Annotated in this window: 17 protein-coding genes; 7 read left to right on the top strand and 10 right to left on the bottom strand. The window is 44.3% G+C overall.

The genetic code is table 11. The annotated features are described in order from the left end of the window. Positions 1 to 3: 3 nt before the first annotated feature. From MSP8886_RS10440 to MSP8886_RS10430, 3 genes are all read left to right on the top strand, one after another. Positions 4 to 582, top strand: a complete 579-nt coding sequence (locus MSP8886_RS10440; protein WP_067016140.1) for a thymidine kinase — start codon at positions 4 to 6, stop codon at positions 580 to 582. Positions 583 to 585: 3 nt separating this feature from the next. After that, positions 586 to 1,488 (top strand): recombination-associated protein RdgC, encoded by a 903-nt coding sequence (locus MSP8886_RS10435; protein ID WP_067016137.1) that lies wholly within the window; start codon positions 586 to 588, stop codon positions 1,486 to 1,488. A gap of 175 nt (positions 1,489 to 1,663) precedes the next feature. After that, the gene (locus MSP8886_RS10430) at positions 1,664 to 2,842 is read left to right on the top strand and encodes a cation diffusion facilitator family transporter (RefSeq protein WP_067016134.1); all 1,179 of its coding nucleotides are present in this window, start codon (positions 1,664 to 1,666) and stop codon (positions 2,840 to 2,842) included. A 57-nt stretch (positions 2,843 to 2,899) separates the two neighbouring features. Here the strand turns inward: MSP8886_RS10430 and MSP8886_RS10425 are convergent, their stop codons facing one another. Next, complete coding sequence (locus MSP8886_RS10425; RefSeq protein WP_083200906.1) at positions 2,900 to 4,327, bottom strand: DNA recombination protein RmuC; 1,428 nt, start codon at positions 4,325 to 4,327, stop codon at positions 2,900 to 2,902. 53 nt (positions 4,328 to 4,380) lie between these two features. On the opposite strand from MSP8886_RS10425, the gene MSP8886_RS10420 reads away from it, so the two are divergent. From MSP8886_RS10420 to MSP8886_RS10410, 3 genes are read left to right on the top strand one after another with little or no spacing between them, the layout of a single operon-like run. Further along, complete coding sequence (locus MSP8886_RS10420) at positions 4,381 to 4,998, top strand: YigZ family protein (protein ID WP_067016131.1); 618 nt, start codon at positions 4,381 to 4,383, stop codon at positions 4,996 to 4,998. Between the two features lie 2 nt (positions 4,999 to 5,000). Further along, entirely contained in the window at positions 5,001 to 7,826 is a 2,826-nt protein-coding gene (gene rapA / locus MSP8886_RS10415) for an RNA polymerase-associated protein RapA (RefSeq protein WP_067016128.1), read from the top strand. Positions 7,827 to 7,832: 6 nt separating this feature from the next. Continuing rightward, the gene (locus MSP8886_RS10410) at positions 7,833 to 8,450 is read left to right on the top strand and encodes an RluA family pseudouridine synthase (RefSeq protein WP_067016126.1); all 618 of its coding nucleotides are present in this window, start codon (positions 7,833 to 7,835) and stop codon (positions 8,448 to 8,450) included. 325 nt (positions 8,451 to 8,775) lie between these two features. Here the strand turns inward: MSP8886_RS10410 and MSP8886_RS10405 are convergent, their stop codons facing one another. Both MSP8886_RS10405 and MSP8886_RS10400 read right to left on the bottom strand, forming a co-directional pair. After that, complete coding sequence (locus MSP8886_RS10405; protein ID WP_067016123.1) at positions 8,776 to 9,075, bottom strand: type II toxin-antitoxin system RelE/ParE family toxin; 300 nt, start codon at positions 9,073 to 9,075, stop codon at positions 8,776 to 8,778. 8 nt (positions 9,076 to 9,083) lie between these two features. After that, positions 9,084 to 9,326, bottom strand: coding sequence for a type II toxin-antitoxin system Phd/YefM family antitoxin (locus MSP8886_RS10400; protein ID WP_067016120.1), 243 nt, complete (start codon positions 9,324 to 9,326; stop codon positions 9,084 to 9,086). A 186-nt stretch (positions 9,327 to 9,512) separates the two neighbouring features. Here MSP8886_RS10400 and MSP8886_RS10395 point away from each other — a divergent pair, with 186 nt between their 5' ends. Next, the gene (locus MSP8886_RS10395) at positions 9,513 to 10,067 is read left to right on the top strand and encodes a GNAT family N-acetyltransferase (RefSeq protein ID WP_067016117.1); all 555 of its coding nucleotides are present in this window, start codon (positions 9,513 to 9,515) and stop codon (positions 10,065 to 10,067) included. Positions 10,068 to 10,142: 75 nt separating this feature from the next. Here the strand turns inward: MSP8886_RS10395 and MSP8886_RS10390 are convergent, their stop codons facing one another. The 7 genes from MSP8886_RS10390 to MSP8886_RS10360 form a co-directional block, all read right to left on the bottom strand. Next, positions 10,143 to 11,927 carry an ArnT family glycosyltransferase gene (locus MSP8886_RS10390; RefSeq protein WP_067016114.1) on the bottom strand — a complete coding sequence of 595 codons (1,785 nt, stop codon included), beginning with the start codon at positions 11,925 to 11,927 and terminating at the stop codon, positions 10,143 to 10,145. A 196-nt stretch (positions 11,928 to 12,123) separates the two neighbouring features. After that, positions 12,124 to 12,864, bottom strand: coding sequence for an alpha/beta fold hydrolase (locus MSP8886_RS10385; RefSeq protein ID WP_175365299.1), 741 nt, complete (start codon positions 12,862 to 12,864; stop codon positions 12,124 to 12,126). A gap of 22 nt (positions 12,865 to 12,886) precedes the next feature. Beyond that, positions 12,887 to 13,900 carry a DUF2817 domain-containing protein gene (locus tag MSP8886_RS10380; RefSeq protein WP_067016108.1) on the bottom strand — a complete coding sequence of 338 codons (1,014 nt, stop codon included), beginning with the start codon at positions 13,898 to 13,900 and terminating at the stop codon, positions 12,887 to 12,889. 141 nt (positions 13,901 to 14,041) lie between these two features. Beyond that, positions 14,042 to 14,518 (bottom strand): hypothetical protein, encoded by a 477-nt coding sequence (locus MSP8886_RS10375; protein WP_067016105.1) that lies wholly within the window; start codon positions 14,516 to 14,518, stop codon positions 14,042 to 14,044. Beyond that, the gene (locus tag MSP8886_RS10370) at positions 14,515 to 15,486 is read right to left on the bottom strand and encodes a hypothetical protein (RefSeq protein ID WP_067016102.1); all 972 of its coding nucleotides are present in this window, start codon (positions 15,484 to 15,486) and stop codon (positions 14,515 to 14,517) included. Before MSP8886_RS10370 ends, MSP8886_RS10375 begins: the two co-directional genes overlap by 4 nt. Positions 15,487 to 15,604: 118 nt before the next feature. After that, positions 15,605 to 16,525, bottom strand: a complete 921-nt coding sequence (locus tag MSP8886_RS10365) for a histone deacetylase family protein (RefSeq protein WP_067016097.1) — start codon at positions 16,523 to 16,525, stop codon at positions 15,605 to 15,607. 72 nt (positions 16,526 to 16,597) lie between these two features. Continuing rightward, positions 16,598 to 17,707, bottom strand: coding sequence for an HD domain-containing phosphohydrolase (locus tag MSP8886_RS10360; protein ID WP_067016094.1), 1,110 nt, complete (start codon positions 17,705 to 17,707; stop codon positions 16,598 to 16,600). Positions 17,708 to 17,720 lie beyond the last annotated feature (13 nt).

Here is a 17,720-nt window from a genome sequence, read left to right as displayed (position 1 = left end):
TCCATGGCCAAGCTGTATTTTTACTATTCTGCGATGAACGCAGGCAAATCAACCATTCTCTTGCAATCTGCGCACAACTACCAAGAGCGAGGAATGCAAGTCATGTTATTAACCGCCGCCATCGATGACCGCTACGAACAAGGTCAAATTGCGTCGCGCATCGGTATTCAAGCCGACGCAGCAGTGTTCAATCAAAAGTCTGATTTATGGTCTCAGATCCAACAGACTCACCAAGAGCGGCCATTGAGTTGCGTATTAATCGACGAGGCTCAGTTTCTCAGTAAGCAACAGGTTCAGGCACTCAGCGATGTGGTCGATGAACTCAATATTCCTGTACTCGCATTTGGAATTCGCACTGATTTTAAAGGTGAACTGTTCGAAGGCAGCCAAGCCCTCCTCGCTTGGTCAGATAAACTGATTGAATTAAAAACTGTTTGCCATTGCGGCAGCAAAGCCACCATGGTGATTCGTCTTGATGCACAAGGCATCCCAGTAAAAGAAGGCGCCCAAGTAGAAATTGGCGGCAATGACCGCTATCTTTCTGTGTGCCGTAAACATTTTAAAGAAGCCGTGAGAGACTAAACTATGTGGTTCAAAAACGCCCAAATATTTCAGCTAAAAGACACAGAATCACTGGATACCAATGAGCTTATCGACAAAATCCCTGAATTTCCGTTAAAAGAATGCGGATCACAAGAAGAGTTCTCCTTCGGTTGGTTACCGTTGATTCGCAACAGTGAGCAATGGAGCCTAATCAGTGATCGTTGCGTATTGTTCCGTGCCGGTAAGGAAGAGAAAGTCCTACCCTCTGCGGTGGTGCGTGAAGAGCTGGAAGCCAAAGTCGCTGAGATTGAATTAATTGAAGGTCGTAAAGTCGGTCGTAAAGAAAAGTCCGATATGAAAGACGAACTGGTTTTTACCCTTCGTCCCAAGGCCTTTTCTAAACGCACAGACATTTGGGCTTACATTGATTTACAAGCTAAAATTCTAGTTCTCAACAGCACTAACGCCAGCATGACCGAGCAGCTTTTTAAACACTTGCAAACCACCTTGGGCAGTTTCCCAATGACACCACTGCAAGCACAAGTATCGCCAGCCTCCTTAATGACAGATTGGCTGACAAAAAATGAGGTTCCAGCCAGTCTGGAAACAGGCGATGAGTGCGAGATTCAAGACGGTTCAGAAGACAAAGCCACTATTCGTTTTAAAGCCTTAGAACCCCTTTCTGAAGATGTGACTCGCCATCTTGAGAGTGGCATGGCCGTTAAAAGCCTCGCTCTGCGCTGGTCAGATAAATTAAGTTTTGTGCTTCATGAAGACTTAACACTGCGTAAGATAAAATTCGACGACGCCTTGAAAGAAGCCGCATTCAATGACTCCCAAGGCGGCGGATTATCAGACATGGATGCAAACTTTTCACTTATGTCATTGACCATGAGAGAGTTTTTTGATTCATTTTGCTTATGGTTTGAAATTCCGCGAGACTAGACGATTATTGACCTGCCCAACCTTTTCCACAGATTTCGTGGATAAGGTTGGGGAGAACATTCGCCAAGCTAGACATCATGGCTATTTGCAAAAAAAATGCATCAAATCGCCATACTGTTCACCATGGAGTGGTACTCACTAGACCTATTTTTCAACCGACTTACATGGATAATCTATGTCAGAATTATTGCAAGAACAGAGCATTGCTAAGCGAGTCACTCTCATCGGTGCCATCTGGGATTGCCTGCTTGGCATCGCCAAAATCATCGCTGGATACTTCTCACAATCACAAGCCTTAATCGCCGATGGCATTCACTCTTTATCCGACTTAGTCACTGATGTGTTTGTCTATTTTGCTTCATCTAATGCACGCCAAGGTCCAGACGAAAATCATCCATACGGCCATCTACGCTTTGAAACCGTTACCACTGTCTTTCTTGGCATCGTACTGATCGTCGTGGCGTTTGGCATTGGCTACGAATCCATCAGCTCGCACACTCAAGCCGAATTTACTTGGTATGGATTAGCGGCGCTGCTTGCCACAATCATCATTAAAGAGGTCATCTTTCACTACACCAAAAGCGCAGGTGAAAAGATTCAAAGCAAATTGCTGATTGCTAATGCGTGGCACAGTCGCAGTGATGCCCTATCATCCGTAGCGGTATTAATCGGTTTAATTGGCGTATATTTCGGCTATGCTTGGGCCGACATGGTGGCTTCCATCGTTGTGGCGTTACTGATCGGTAAAATGGCCGTAGAAATGATTTGGGAAAACCTCGCGGAATTAGTGGACACGGCCCCAGACCCTAAACTCATTGCGCAAATAAAAGACACAGCAAATAGCTTAAAAAACGTCATGGCACCGCACGATGTGCGAGCTCGCTCCATGGCAGGTAAAATTTATTTGGACATGCACATTCATGTACCAAGCTACGCCAGTGTCAGTGAAGGCCATTACCTTGGGGATTTAGTTGCTTACACCATCCAAAAGGCCCACCCTCAAGTAGCGGATGTTATGGTGCATATCGATACAGACGATAAAGTTCAAACAGACAGTTTTCAAAATACCGACAATAAAAAACCACCTCACTTAAATTTGCCTGCTCGTCACCAAATTATGGCAGACTTAGGTTTTTTACTGCGCCAACATACAGACTATTTAGATATCGAGCATACTAAGCTGCATTATCTGTCCGACGGTCTAGACATTGAACTGATTGGCTTACTTGATAAGGTTCCAGAAGGACGTCAACTCCATCACCTTAGCCAAGCTATTTATCTAGACATGAAATCAGCACCTTATGGCAACAAAGTGACGGTATTATGGCAATCACCTGAAATGGACAAGGTTTAGAATAAAACCAGCAAAACCCACCTTGCTCGTGCCGCCACGAGCAAGTTCTACTCAACCCTATTTGTCCCTTTCAACTTCAGATTCATCAGTCAAACTATTATGGTACTCTGCTTGCTCAGTAGCGCCACCCTCTATAGATGACAATCCCTCTTCATCACCATAGACATCCCCATCGTGCTCTTCTACGGACAAAACACCTCCTTTATTAAGATGTCCTTCTGGCAAAGATTTGGTTGTTTTCGCCCCCATCTGTTTTAACTTCTCTGCACGAGCTAACAAATTACCACGTCCCAGTGTGAGTTTCTTCAACGCCGAATCATGGCTGCGATTTAGCGCATCAATTTTACCGCCGATATCGTCCATATCCTGAACAAAACCGACAAACTTGTCATACATTGCCCCCGCTTGACGAGCAATTTCAATGGCATTTTGACTTTGTTTTTCGTTGCGCCAAATATTTTGAATAGTACGAAGTGTGGCCAACAAGTTGGATGGTCCGACGATAATAATATTATGCTCAAACGCCTCACTGAATAGGCCGTTATCACCTTGTAACGCTAGACCAAAAGCCGCCTCAATTGGAATAAACAACAAGACGAAATCCAGTGAGGTGATACCTGGCAGCTCGTGATACGCCTTGGCACTCAACTCCTTCATATGGCGACGTACGGCATCCATATGCTGTTTCAAGGCTCGATTACGCTCCTCCTCGGTTTCTGCTTCCATATAGGCCAAATAACTGACCAATACCATCTTCGAATCCACGACAATTTGCTTACCTTCAGGCAAATAAATCACCACATCAGGCTGTAAACGTCGCCCTGCCTCCGACTGAAGGGAGACTTGGATCTCATATTCTCGGCCTTTCTCAAGACCAGACTTTTCTAAGATACGCTCAAGAATCACCTCTCCCCAGCCACCTTGCAACTTGTTCTGCCCTTTTAAGGCAGACGTCAAACTGACCGCATCATCGCTAATTTTCTGATTCAGTTGTTGCAAGCTTTTTATTTCTTTCACCAATGAAAAACGCTCCCGCGCCTCTTCTTGATAACTCTTATCCACACTCTCTTGAAACTTTTGAATCTGCGAGCCCAAAGGCTGCAATAACGACCCTAGTTGACGCTCATTTTCCTTCGCTAAATGTTGTCCCTGCTGCATCATGATCTCGTGCGCCAACTGCTTAAACTCCGTCTCATTTTGACGCTTTTGCTCACGATAGAAGGACTCTTTTTCCTGCCATACCGTCTGCGCTGCGGCAAACTGCTGCTCTAAAGTCAGAGATTCTTTCTCTAAATAATGAATATGATCCTTAGATTGTTCTAAAAGTCGCACTAATTCATCATTTTGTTGCTGCATTTTTGCTTGAGTGAGGTGCCACTGACGACGCATAGCCTGTACAATGTAGCCAGCAACACAAGAAACCAACAGGGCACCAACGCAAAAGCCCGATAACACCAAAACGGATTGCCAAAGCCAATCTGACATAGAAAATTAAACCCACTATTTTTATAGAGAAAACAAGAATTAAGCCAGTTTACATGGATTACTACTTAAGCCCAACACACACACAACGCTTTGATCTTGAAATTAAAAATAGCCAGTTTATTACCACGGTCAGCCGAACCAAAGGTCGTGAAGCGGCGAAAACCTTTCTTGATGAAATACGCCAGCGCTACCCAGATGCCAACCATCACTGTTGGGCATTTGTTGCAGGAGCTCCAAACAACGTACACCTGTGGGATCAAAGCGACGATGGCGAGCCTAAAGGCACAGCGGGCAAACCCATGTTAAACGTCTTACAACACTCCAGTTTTGGTGAAACCACCGTTGTCGTCACCCGCTATTTTGGCGGTATCAAGTTGGGCGCGGGTGGCCTTGTGAGAGCGTATAGCCAAGCCGTACAAGAAGCGCTCACCCAAACAGAACACGAACACATTTATCCGCGATCCGCTGTACAATTAGTTATCTCCTACCCTTTACTGGGCAAGGTTGAATACTGGTTAGAACAAAGTGATATTGAGATAAACAATAAAATATTTAGTGACAATATTGTCATGGACCTCGCCGTTATTGAACGAACTTGGCCTGAACAAAAGCAAACGCTGACGGATTTATGCCAAGGCAGCCTAACATTAATCGAATCGGACAAAGAGTAACTATGTATCAAATTGGACAACGATGGAGTAGCCGTAACGAACCTGATCTAGGCGTCGGCATGATCATAGAAAGACAAAGCAAATCCTTTGTATTGCATTTTCCCGATGCGGAAACAGATCGCCAATACTCAAATGACCAAACCAGCCTTGTGCGCCGCACCTTAACTCCAGGGGACCAACTTTCTTATCAGGATGAAACATTCACGATATTGGAAGTAGAAGAGATCGACGGACTGGTGGAGTATCGTATCAGCGACGACGATGACTGGTTAGAAGAATCCGTTATCCAATTCCCACGTAACGACAAAAACGAGCTGGATTACATCCTGTCTCTATCACCAGCTCGCCGCATGTGGTTCGACCTACGCCGCCATACGCTGGAGCACCAAGCCGACAACGCCGCCTCTCCTGTACGTGGTTTAATGGGCTTAAAAGCCGAGTTGCTACCACACCAGATCTACCTAGCACACGATATTGCCAATCGTCCAAAAGCACGCGCTTTGTTGTGTGATGAAGTGGGTATGGGGAAAACCCTAGAGGCCGGGTTAATTTTACATCAACGCTTATTAAATGGCCTTTGCAAACGCGCCTTAATTTTGACCCCCACCAACTTACAACACCAATGGTTGGTCGAAATGCTGCGCCGTTTTCATCAGCCTTTTAGTTTGATCAGTGAAGCCGTCTATGAAGACTTTATGGAAGGCGATGACAATCCATTTGAGCAGCAACCCTTTGTTATCGCCCCAATTGATTGGGCTAGCCAGCATCCACATGCGACACAACACATGCTGGAAGCAGAATGGGATATGGTGATTGTCGACGAAGCTCACCACTTGGCTTGGCACCCAGAAACACCCAGTATTAGCTACCAAGTGGTTGCTCGTCTCGCGGCAAAAACGGAGTCCCTACTACTACTAAGCGCTACGCCTGAGCAAACTGGTGAGCGTGAACACTTTTCTCGTTTGCAGTTATTGGACGCAGATCGCTACCATAATTTTGAGCAGTACCAAGCTCAGCAAAAAGAGTTTAAACAAGCAGCCGAGCTGGCTGAGATGTTGTTACCTCTAACGGAAGAAGAAAACAGTGACCTGTCGATAGACTGGGACAACGCCTTCGCCCCCTATTTAGATCAGGTTAAATCGAAAGAGTGGTTTGCTAATCTAGATCAAAGTAGTGAAGCCCGTATGAACGGAGCACAAGAAGCCATTAGCTGGCTGATTGACCGTCATGGTACTGGCCGCGAAATGTTCCGCAACACAAGGGCAGCTGTGGGCGGCTTTCCAAACCGTTACCTGCACACTTATCCGCTCGAAAACAACGACCACTTTGCTTCTGCCAACCACCATGTTCAGCCCGAAACGGATGTGCAAGACGGACTCTGGGAACTCGACCCACGCTGGGTTTGGCTAAAAGAATTCCTAGAATGTCAGGCCGATAAAATACTGGTGATTTGTCACACCGCTGATATGGCCCAATGGCTAAATGATCAACTCACCTTTGCTGGCTTCCAAAGTGCCGATTTCCACGAGCAGATGCCACTAATCCACCGTGATCGCGCAGCGGCGTACTTTGCCGACGAAGAAGGGGCACAAATTCTTGTCTGTTCAGAAATTGGATCTGAAGGGCGTAACTTCCAGTTTAGCCATCACATCGTCATGTACGATCTGCCAGAACACCCCGACTTGTTAGAACAGCGAATTGGCCGCTTGGATCGTCTTGGACAACTTCATGACGTACAAATCCATGTCCCTTACCTGTCCAATAGCGTTCAGGAACGCCTATTCCATTGGTTCCATAACGCTCTTAATGCTTTTTGTCGCACAACCAGTGCGGGCGATAAAGTAGAAGAAGCCTTCCGTGAAACGCTGCACGCTTACCTACGAGGAGAAGACGACGATCTCAGCTTACTGGACGAAGCCAAGGTCTACCATGAAGCGCTATTACAGCAAATGGAAGAAGGTCGTAATCGCCTATTAGAAATGAGCTCGTGTCGCCCAGAACAAGCTCGTGCTTTGATCCAACAGATCAACGAGCAAGCAATTCACGGCCTGCATCACTATATTGAAGATGTCACCCATGCCTTTAATATTCATGCGGAATGCATCAACAGTGACCCAGATGAAAGCGCTTGGTTTATTCGCCCCTCCACCGACATGATGCTAGAAGCTCTACCAGGCATCGAAGAGGAAGGCAAAATGCTCATGTTAAACCGTCGTCAAGCAAGCCAGCGTGAAGATGTCGCCTTTGCCACCTGGGAGCATCCTCTAATCACCATGCTAATGGATGAAGTACAAGGCTTTGATTCTGGCAAACTGACGTCTGCCATCTTACCTATCGCCGCCCTACCAGAAGGCACGGTGTTGGTAGAAAGTATGTTCGTCATTGAAGCAACAGCTCATCCACGCCTGAAACTCGCGCAATCGCTCCCCATGACACCTATGTGGCAATTGTCCGATTCTAATGGAAAATTCCTGCATCAACAGTTTACTGCGGATAAATGGGCAGAAAAACTCAAAGGCGTCCCCAATCGTGTCGCCGAACAATGGGTAGCAGCGCTTCGTTCCAACCTGATTGAAGTGCTACAGGCTCATCAGCTCAATGCACAAGATCAGGCTCGCCCTATTGTTCAAGCTGCGAAAGTGTCTTACCAACACCGCTGCCAAAATGAAATCGAGCGCTTGAGCGAGCTAAAAGCCTTTAATGATGCCATCACAGAAGACGACATCCAGCGTCTTGAAACGAATATGCAAGAAGGTTTGACTCGTATCGACGAGCATCAAATCCGCTTGGATGCTATTCGTATCATCTTGACCACCAAACCGGAATAATCGTCTGTGTTAGAGATACTCTACGAAGACGATTGGTTCGCCGTCATCAACAAACCTGCTAACTGCTTATCTGTGCCCGGTCGGGGCCCAGATAAGCTAGACTCTATATTACATAGAGCCGAGTTGCAGTTTGGCGAAGCCTTCGCCATTCACCGCTTAGACGAAGCCACTTCTGGCTTAATTCTGGTCGCTAAAACTCACGAATGCCAAAAGCGAATGTACGCCCACTTTCGCGAACGGGACGTTAAAAAGGAATACCGCGCTATGCTGCGCGGTCATCTTCTTGGTGAACGAGGCGAAGTACGCAAACCACTACGCTGCGATTGGCCCAACCGCCCCAGACAAATTGTCTGTACCGACGAATGGAGCAAAGACTCCATTACCTATTGGGAAAAAATCGCCTATGAAGACAACACGACTCGTGTTCGACTCGTGCCTTTTACCGGCCGTTCTCACCAATTGCGCGTCCATATGCAAAGCCTAGGGCATTCGATCATCGGCGACGAATTCTACGACCCAGAGTATGCAAATGACCCTCGCTTGTTATTACATGCTTATCGCTTAGAATTTCGACATCCGTTTACCAAGGCTTGGGTAGCCTTTGTGGCGCCTTGTCCTTTTTAAATTTGATGACTAACCTCCTCTCAATGGTTTTGAGCGACTAGCTTATTTCGCTCTGCTGAGCGGGTAACTTTTATCCAGAGCCATAAAAGCAACCAAAAGGTCTCTTATCGGGCTTTCGCCCAAACGTCTTCTTCATTTTGTTTAATACTGGTTTAGCAAGACGATTTTTATCGTAAGGCATAGATTGGTTTTTTGGATATGTGAGAAGGTATTTTTTACCGACGCTGAAACTCCATAAAGTCGCGCAACTTCGTTTCGTCGAACTGGCTTATTTGGGATCTCAAAGCTAGAAAGTAAAGTATTAATTCTTAGGAGGAATTAAGGTCTATTCGAGGTGATTTTGCGGTAGTTGTGACTGGCCTAAAACGGCAACAACTAAAATGAAACCACTCTCCTTGATGAAATAAGCATTGTGTTTACCAATAGGGAAATAAAAGCCATTGAGGTATATCTCGTCACAGCTTCTGCCTAATCCAGGGTTATCCGCTAACATCTGAAAAGCAGATAAGAGGGTTTCTCTATATTTTTCCCACTGCGATTCGGAAAAATTATCGATAGTATAGTGTTTAATTTTACGTAGGTGTTGTTGAGCCAAGTTACTCAGTTTGTATTCTTTGCTCTGCATATCAATAATTATAGCGCACTTAAAAAGCTTTGACCGTCAACGACATTGCCTTTAGCCAAGTCTTCTTTGGCAGATTCAAAGCAATGTTTTAGGTATTCCGACTTCATCGCTTCAAGCTCTTCATAGTCTCTGATAGACATTACAACTACAGCATCTTTGTTGTTCTTGCTAATCTTCACGGGCCCTCGTTGAGCACTCATAAGTAACTCCCCAAAATTTCGTTTAGCGTCATTTGCTGTTAATGTGTTCATGTTCAATTCTCATATTTGGAAGTACAATAGAATTATAGTCTTTCGAGCGAATAGATCAATATGATTAAATCGTGCGATTTAAACAAAAACGCGACAAATCATTTAAAACGCTTTATAGCGGAATTAGACACCCGAGTCAGCTGAAGCTGTATGTTCTCAGGATTAAGTAAAACTAAAGAGAAAGCCATGTTTTCACTAGAAGTAGAAAAAGGATTAGAGTTAGCGCTTGTTCACCCCAAGTTCGCTAAAGCGTATCTACGGATAGTCACCCAGCAACGTGGCTATCTTGGGCAGTGGTTGGCATGGCCACCTCATGCGCACAGTGAGGATTTTTTTCTCACCTTTATTAAGCAAGCTCTTCACGATTACGCAGATGGTAAGTCGTTAAGCTGTGCTATGTTGTTTGAAGGCGAAGTGGTCGGCAATATTAGTTTCAATACAATTGACCATAGTCTCAAACGGGTGGAGATCGGCTATTGGCTCAGTAAGGATTATCAGAAAAAAGGCATTGTCACGAAGTCGGTTGCTAAGCTGATTGAGTTGGCTTTTACCGATCTTGATATGGAGAAAGTGCAGATTTCCGCAGCAGAGGACAATCAGTCAAGCCGATCTGTTTGTGAGCGTTTAGGCTTTACGCTTGAAGGCATTATCACTCGAGAAGAGAATCTCAATGGTAAAGTGGTAGATCATGCCGTCTATGGTTTAAGCCGAGCCAGCTGGCTTACGGATCATGACAACTAGAGCACTCCATTTGGCTGATGGTGACGACAAGTTCGCCCCAACAGCCAATGATAATTGCCTTAAGTTTTCACCATTTTAATTCGCCTTAGCAGGTTGTTTTACCGCCTTTTCAGACACTTCCACCATTGGGAGCGTTTTATTTTCGTCCCCTGTTAACCATAAAATAGCACTGCGTTTTTTATCGCTACGCGGATGCCCTATCAATAAAAGACGGTAAGGGGTGCTTGAAGGCAATCCCATATAACGAATAGGGCCTTGAATGGAGCCCGTTCGATCAAGGATCAAGTAGTCATATTGGCGGTCTTTCCCCTCGAGAATGCGTTGTGCTCGGGCTTTATCTACCATAGGTACAGACCAATCGTCATATAAATAAAAGATAGACGACATGGTCTCTGAAAAGCCAATGCCAGCAGTGCGCCCCCTTTTATCCTGCGGAATTTGCTTCACAAAGGTATTAAGGTCATGCCTCATATCTTTAGCGATGTCTACGGCGATAAACACATGATGAAAAATGGCAATAAAAAATAAAGATGAAATTAATGATAACTTAATCCAGGCAGGCCACTGAGTAACTTCGACTTTTATCATTAAAATAATAGCAAATAGCACCCACAGCGCCGTCACCTGCCAACTGGAAAGCCACAACATAAGAGCTTGTGGAACGTTATCACTTGGTAAGTATTTAGCCCATAAAGGCGTCATAGCAAATACAGCGATAATGACAATCATCATTACCAAAAAGGCACGTCGATACCAGTCGAACCATCTACCTTTTAGTGTCATTAACGCAGAAGCTATCATTAAGGCAAACAACGGCATTAAAGGCGCAAGATACATGGGTCTCTTGGTTGCCGAATAGGACAAAATAAAAACGGCGAAGCAAAACCAAAAGAGAAAAAAGCCATCAAGCCAATTCACTTGGTGCCGGGTCACAGCTCTTTTCATCGAAGAGGCTAAACCAATAATAAAGAAGATAGACCAAGGTAATGTATATTCTATAATACTGCTAACGTAATAAAATGGTTTACCCTCATGGTTATGACCTAAGGTTTTCGTCGAAGAACCGGTTAAGCGCCCTATCTGATTATCCCAAAACCAAGCATGCCAAAGTGCTGGAGACGCTTGTTTATAAAAAGGATACACCCAAGCAGCGATCACTAAACACATTATGATGAACCCCATCATATGGAAGAACAACACACGTCCCCATGTTACATTTTGATGGGCACCTCGCTGCCTTAGATAGACGTAGCGAATAAAAAGTACCAGCCAAGCAGGCCCAATACATAGGATAATGGCAATAGGACCTTTGCTTAAAAATGCCAATCCCGTTAATGCCCCTGCCAGTAACACATAACGCAATTGAAAACGCAGGTAAGCTTCTGCAAAGGCCCAAATAGCGGCAATAGAGGTAAACATCATCATGGCATCCACTCGCAGCCAATGAAAGTTCAGCAAAAAACCTTCACTGGAAGCCAACACCCCAAGGGTTAGCCAAGCATACTCTTTCCCTTTAAGGAGCCATGCTAAGCGAAACGTGATCGCCAAAGAGGCCAAACACAGCACCCCCAGCCCTAATCGAGCCGCCAACAAGGCATCTAACCCAGTAAGATGCATCAGTGACACACAATAGATAAAAAACAATGGCGGCTTTTCCACAAAAGGAATACCCGCAAAATGCGGAATGATCAGATTACCAGAAAGGTACATATCCTTAATAATAGCAACCACTCTGGGCTCATCTGGCGTCCAGACGGTGTGGTTGAACAATCCGCTAAATACAACAAAAATGATGCTAAGCAGCAAAAAGACCTTCCAAGAATCTTTGCTATTCCATTCCATTAAGGTGTTACGGCGCACACTTATCTCCGGTAAATCGATGTATATAACCAAACAGCAAGTTAAAAAATCATGAAAATATAAAACTAAATTGAAAATACTTTTAAATTATTCCAACTCATCTAAACAAAGACTTTTTCTATTTAAGGAGTACTGACCATTGGTGTTTGACAAAATAAGAGTCATCACCCTTAAATAGCGATAAGTCTCTAATGGATCATTTATCCTTTTGCTCCATTAGCAAATCAAGGATCCATTGCGGATCATCTAGAGGTAGGTCGTGGCCTGCTTGAGGATGTTCTATCAGTGGCACTTTCCAACGTTCTGCAATTCGGCGTGAGGCACTGCTATTTACCAAATGATCATAGGAACTGGCAAGTAATAAAAGTTTTTTGTGGTGCGTCAAATGGGCTATCTCAAAATTCGCTGCCGCCCAAAGCTGACGAATAAGGTTGAAAAATCCTGGGGAGGCTGCTTTTGCCCACTCACACCATTGTCGCTCCAAGGCTTGTGGGTTTGATTGCATATTGGTTGTTAATAAACGAACTTGATGCTCTTGTTGTGCTTTAGAAATCAGTCCAGATAACAGCAAACGCAGCATGGCACTTAAGCGCATTCGTTGCCAAGGCAAACTACACCCTTTCATGCTGGTGTTGATCACACAAGCAAATGAGATGTCTTCTGGGAAACGATTCAACCAGTCAAGGGCAACCATGCCCCCCATGGATAAGCCGATTAACGCTATTGGACCTGCGACAGCCTGTTCTTTTAACCATAACCGATAATAGTTAGTCGCTTGGACAATGCTGGTAGGGCTTTTCAAGTGCGCTAATGATCCATTTCCTGGTAAATCCGGTGTCAAAATTCGATGTTCAGGAAACCTTTGTTGCAATAGACTAGGAAACGTTCCCCAGTGACGCCGATCTCGTCCTAAGCCGCGCAACAAAAGCCAGTTCACGCTATTGCTCTTTAACCTCTGTTCAGTCATTTTGATACCAATGCTTTAAGGCGACTTTATGCATCCGTTGGCGCTGCGACTCTTTGGGCAACCATTGCTCCCTATTGGCACTGGCACGCCAAAGAATCTCAATAAGATAGAGGTTTTCTCGCAACACTCGTTTTACTCGGTGGGGTTTAATCGGGTGAAACATTCCTAAAAAGGAGCGCAATTGCAATGGATTTTTCTTTACCCAACGCCAAGATCCCAGCTCCAGAGTAAGCGGTAACAACGTCTGCTGACGAGAGTTTGCTTTAAGATACAAATAATCCCATAGATCACCATGACAAAGATAATGGTGGGACTGAGGTTCAAGCAAATAACGATGATTCGGATGGCTATGCTTTAACAATTTTTTCAACGCATAATAATCCGCAATATGAGGCACAGGCTGTCGAGTACCAGCCATAGGAAACCAAAGACGATCTTGTGTTCCGAAGCCTGAATGCACATCCAAGGCCATCACAATGGGACTTTGCTCACAAAGACGCTCAACTAGATCACATAAGGCTTGGGCTTCCATTTCTAACGGCTTCCCTAAACCGCCACGAAACCAAGGTAAATGACGAGTCAATCTTTGTCCGCCAAAAGGCCAAGTTATAGAGTCAAATGCATCAATTGGTGCATTTCTCATCAAATCCACCCCATTGACATTACCACGGTGCTGACGAGCCATTCCCACAGGATTTAATACCGGCAAGCAAACAAAACGTACATTATCCAGCACCATCTGTAATTGTTGATCCCAAATCAATCGATGCAATAAAGAATTGAGATAGGCAAGTACCACTTGCGAGCCAATACGTTCAACACCATGCACCCCACCCACCAGCAGAAAAGTAGGCACATTGGGACGATCACTACCAAGAAATACAGCATCCACGGGATACTGCTCGGAGCCATCAGAAAGCTGAGCCAGTGTTTCACGACGTACGCCAGGAATATCCAAGCGCAACAAACGTTGTAGTTCTGCCAATTCAGATAACGTACTTTGCATACCTGCCTACTTCCAACTGACTCTAGTAGACAGTAAAAGAGAATCATGGCAGTTATATGACAATAGAAAATAATACTTTTTCGGTAGGGCCCCCTTGCAGCAGCGCAAAGAATCAATACCTTCTCATCTTTCAACCCAAGATCAGGAATCTTTTATTTTCTCGCGATAAAAAGGCTCTCCATCATCTAAAAGCTCTCCTCTTCGCGCTTTCTTCACCACAGCAATATGACGCTTTCTATAATCCACAAACTCTTTAAAATAAGATGACCTCAATAAAAAGCAAGCAAAAGCAGAGAGCACTGATACACTTATTTGAAACCAAAAAAATTCATCATTTTTATCAAAAAAAATTTTAATCAGAGAAGCGATAGCAATAAGAGTATGAGATAAAAACAAAATCACACTAGCCTTAAAGCTACCAAAAAACATAAAATAACTAAAAAAAAATAGAAAAACAGAAACGAACATTGAAATAGCAAAAATATAGTCTATTGACACATAATGGATAAATGAAACGCTCGTCACCGATATCGAGTAAATACCGATATAGAATATAAGATTAAAAACAAAAAACTGCCCCCATGAAGGAAACAATGCTGTATAATCACGGTCGCTCATAAGTTTTCTCCAGAAACAACTCCTATTGCTAGTTGATTAGCTAAGTTTGGCTTAGATGCAGTACTTTTAAAAGAAGTTCCTACACTAAATGCATTAGAAACAGCGTCTTTAATATTTCGAATCACATCGGCTCTAAAGACAGAGTTGCTAAAGGCTTCTGGATATCGACCAGCACGGATCATACGCTTTAAGGCGATATTATTAACATGGGGATTTTTCAAGCGTAATATTTCCTCGGTAAGATGAACTCTATCCTCTCGCTTTAACCCTTTTAAAATATCCATATAGCTGTGACCTAAACGTTTTAGTGATCGAATATGTCTAAAAATTTGTACTGAGCTCGCTGCCGTGCCCGCTAAAGAAATAATATTTAAGGCAGAAATAGTTTCTTGATACCATTCATTTTGATCTAGCATGTCCAGTAAGTCTCCGTACCCAACACCTGCAGTTAGTGCTCTATTTGCACTATTTACACACAACGCGGTTCCTGCAATCGTCCCCGCAGCAACCGTCATGGAGATAATGCCAGTGGATCCTCCCGATATAGGGGCAGCAGCAGCGGTTGCACCAACCACAATCCAACCAATCACAATGGGGCCACACGCTTCTATTGCACTATACAACTCTTTGTGAAACTGTTCCTCTCGGGCCTTGGCATTGGCTTCTCTTAGGTAAGAGGCAAATTGACTAGGCGCAACGGACGATACAGGCTCCCTCAAAATCACATACATTTTTTTGTGTATATGGCGGTTGTTTTTTGCGGGCCTTAGCTTAGTGACATTATCATCTGAGTCTACAAAGCACACACCAGCACCACGAATGGCAGGCATTTTATCGATTTCAGTAAATAACGTAGAGAGTACTGAACTAATGTAACGTTTTACTTGGTCATTGTATTTCATTAATGACACTTGACGTTGTATAGATTTGACTTGATATTGATTGAGTCCAAAAATGTTATAATCCATTACTCATTCCTTTATTTAAATAGCAATCCTCTTAACACACGAAATACGAACGCTGGTTGGCCACCGTCTTTTTCGCCATTGGGGCTAAATTATACAAATGCTTGCGCCGATGTCGACCCTATACCCACCTTTCCCAAACCCAATGAGCTGCTTGATGTACTAGACTATGCCGCCGTGCCACCTTCTCTTCTTGTCGGTCGTAACCGCCGCCAATAACACAAGCGACGGGCAAGTTTTGTTTAATACACGTTTGGATAACGTATTTATCCCGCTCTAGAATGCCCTCGTCCGTCATATTGATATGCCCTAACCGATCATCTTGATGCACGTCGACACCTGCATCGTAGAAGATAAAATCAGGCTGATGTTCGGCAAGCGCCTTTGGCAAGGTTTCCCTTAAAATGGACAAATACAAGTCATCGTCAGCCCCTTTAGGAATGGCTATATTAACGCCATCAGTTTGCTTAAGAGTGGGGTAATTTTCTTCACAGTGCCAAGAAATTGGCACAATATCGGTTCGGTCTTTAAAGAAGGCGATGGTGCCATCTCCTTGGTGTACATCGCAGTCTAAAATTAACACCTTTTTTGCCTTGCCTGAATTCACTAACGCTAATGCTGCAACAGCTAAGTCATTAAAAATACAGAAGCCCGCACCACGTGCAGGCTGAGCATGGTGTGTTCCACCTGCCAGATGGCACGCCAAGCCATGCTCTAATGCTAACTCGCTGGTTAAGAGAGTACCGGAAACAGCACGCAATGTTCGTTCAACCAGCCATTCGGACCAAGGTAAGCCGATGTCTTTCTCTTCTTGCTTGGAGAGCTTCCCCCGAATAAAGCGTTGTACATAACCTTTGTCGTGGGCCTGCATTAAGGTCGTTAAGGATAATGGTGAGGGTTGATACTCATTTTCTTGCGTGAGAATACCTTGCGTCCTTAACCTTTCTGCCAAGAGCCGAAATTTATGCATAGGAAAACGGTGCCCAGCCGGAAAAGGAATGCTGTAATGGGGATGAAAAACAAGTGGAAGTTGTGCAGCCATAGTCTTAATAATCCATAATAGATAAGACTATGGTAGCAATTTTTGGTGGGATTAAAAAAAGCGTCGTAACAATTATTTTTTCCGCGCCACCAGCACCTTGCGAATAGCTGCATTAAAAGAATCTACAATATGGGGAGGGAAACCTTTGCCACTTTCAAAATTCACCTTTTGAATGGCTCGCATGGAACTCTTTCGGTATTCTTCGCCCGATTTCCCCCAAACAACATCAATAAACATCACCGCCACAGCCAAAATAAACGCCCCTTGCGGAATCATCGAACCGACAATTTGCTCAGGAAACCCTGAGCCATCAAAGCGTTCTTTGTGGGCTATCACCATGGAAACCGCCTCATCCCAGCCTTCATGTTTACTTAATAATTGAGCCCCTACCATAGGATGATTCCATTCAGCTTGCTTGCGCGCTTCTTCATCATCTTTGCAATTCAGGATCACCGCCATTCCCATATTATGCATATAAGCTGCTGCACTTAATTGAGCTGGGTCTTCCTGTTTTTTGCATTCAAGGTTGATCAGCTGACAAAGCTTTAAGATGCGTTCACTGCGTTCAGGAGAATAGCCTAACAAACGATTTAACTTGGAACTGAACACCTTAAACTGCTCGATATCGGATTCTTGCGCTTTAGTGTATTCCACTTTGACTAAGAGATCGGCCGTTCGAGCAGGAGTCACCGCCGCCTCGGACTCCCTTTTTTCCGTTGATATATCATCCAGTAAAACCTTTGCCAAGGAAGGTCGCTGTTCATCGTCTTCACAGGCATAAAGCGTGTCCAAACCATTTTGCAATACATTTAACGTGGCCGTTTCAGCACCATGGAATTTATAAAGCTGCATCAGCAAATTGCCGATTTGTTCAATCACAACATTAATCAATTCACCAAGGTGATAATGGTACTGAATATACCCGCCTCGCATACCATCAACGATTTCTTCAAGACGATGCAATGCCCCCACAAGTGGATCTAAAAAACACACAGAGCAGTTGCCCTTCATGCTATGCAGAGAACGAAACAAATTATCTAACTTATCAAAGGAGAAGCCATCATCTTCGATACTATTGACAATTTCTTCTATTTCTTGCTGTGCCTCCTGATAGCACTCGAGAAGGTCATCCTTGAGTTCTTTTTCCAGTGCGGAAAAATCTTTACAGGCGAATTGACTCATATATCCTCATCCA

The organism is Marinomonas spartinae, assembly GCF_900089775.1.
Classification (GTDB): domain Bacteria; phylum Pseudomonadota; class Gammaproteobacteria; order Pseudomonadales; family Marinomonadaceae; genus Marinomonas; species Marinomonas spartinae.
This window is presented reverse-complemented; position numbering and strand designations above follow the sequence as displayed.

Bases quoted from the DNA above. Each gene is read 5' to 3' on its own strand.
- MSP8886_RS10440 (WP_067016140.1), top strand. From the start codon at position 4: ATGGCCAAGCTGTATTTTTACTATTCTGCGATGAACGCAGGCAAATCA.
- MSP8886_RS10435 (WP_067016137.1), top strand. From the start codon at position 586: ATGTGGTTCAAAAACGCCCAAATATTTCAGCTAAAAGACACAGAATCA.
- MSP8886_RS10430 (WP_067016134.1), top strand. From the start codon at position 1,664: ATGTCAGAATTATTGCAAGAACAGAGCATTGCTAAGCGAGTCACTCTC.
- MSP8886_RS10425 (WP_083200906.1), bottom strand. From the start codon at position 4,327: ATGTCAGATTGGCTTTGGCAATCCGTTTTGGTGTTATCGGGCTTTTGC.
- MSP8886_RS10420 (WP_067016131.1), top strand. From the start codon at position 4,381: ATGGATTACTACTTAAGCCCAACACACACACAACGCTTTGATCTTGAA.
- rapA (WP_067016128.1), top strand. From the start codon at position 5,001: ATGTATCAAATTGGACAACGATGGAGTAGCCGTAACGAACCTGATCTA.
- MSP8886_RS10405 (WP_067016123.1), bottom strand. From the start codon at position 9,075: ATGCAGAGCAAAGAATACAAACTGAGTAACTTGGCTCAACAACACCTA.
- MSP8886_RS10400 (WP_067016120.1), bottom strand. From the start codon at position 9,326: ATGAACACATTAACAGCAAATGACGCTAAACGAAATTTTGGGGAGTTA.
- MSP8886_RS10395 (WP_067016117.1), top strand. From the start codon at position 9,513: ATGTTTTCACTAGAAGTAGAAAAAGGATTAGAGTTAGCGCTTGTTCAC.
- MSP8886_RS10380 (WP_067016108.1), bottom strand. From the start codon at position 13,900: ATGCAAAGTACGTTATCTGAATTGGCAGAACTACAACGTTTGTTGCGC.
- MSP8886_RS10375 (WP_067016105.1), bottom strand. From the start codon at position 14,518: ATGAGCGACCGTGATTATACAGCATTGTTTCCTTCATGGGGGCAGTTT.
- MSP8886_RS10370 (WP_067016102.1), bottom strand. From the start codon at position 15,486: ATGGATTATAACATTTTTGGACTCAATCAATATCAAGTCAAATCTATA.
- MSP8886_RS10365 (WP_067016097.1), bottom strand. From the start codon at position 16,525: ATGGCTGCACAACTTCCACTTGTTTTTCATCCCCATTACAGCATTCCT.
- MSP8886_RS10360 (WP_067016094.1), bottom strand. From the start codon at position 17,707: ATGAGTCAATTCGCCTGTAAAGATTTTTCCGCACTGGAAAAAGAACTC.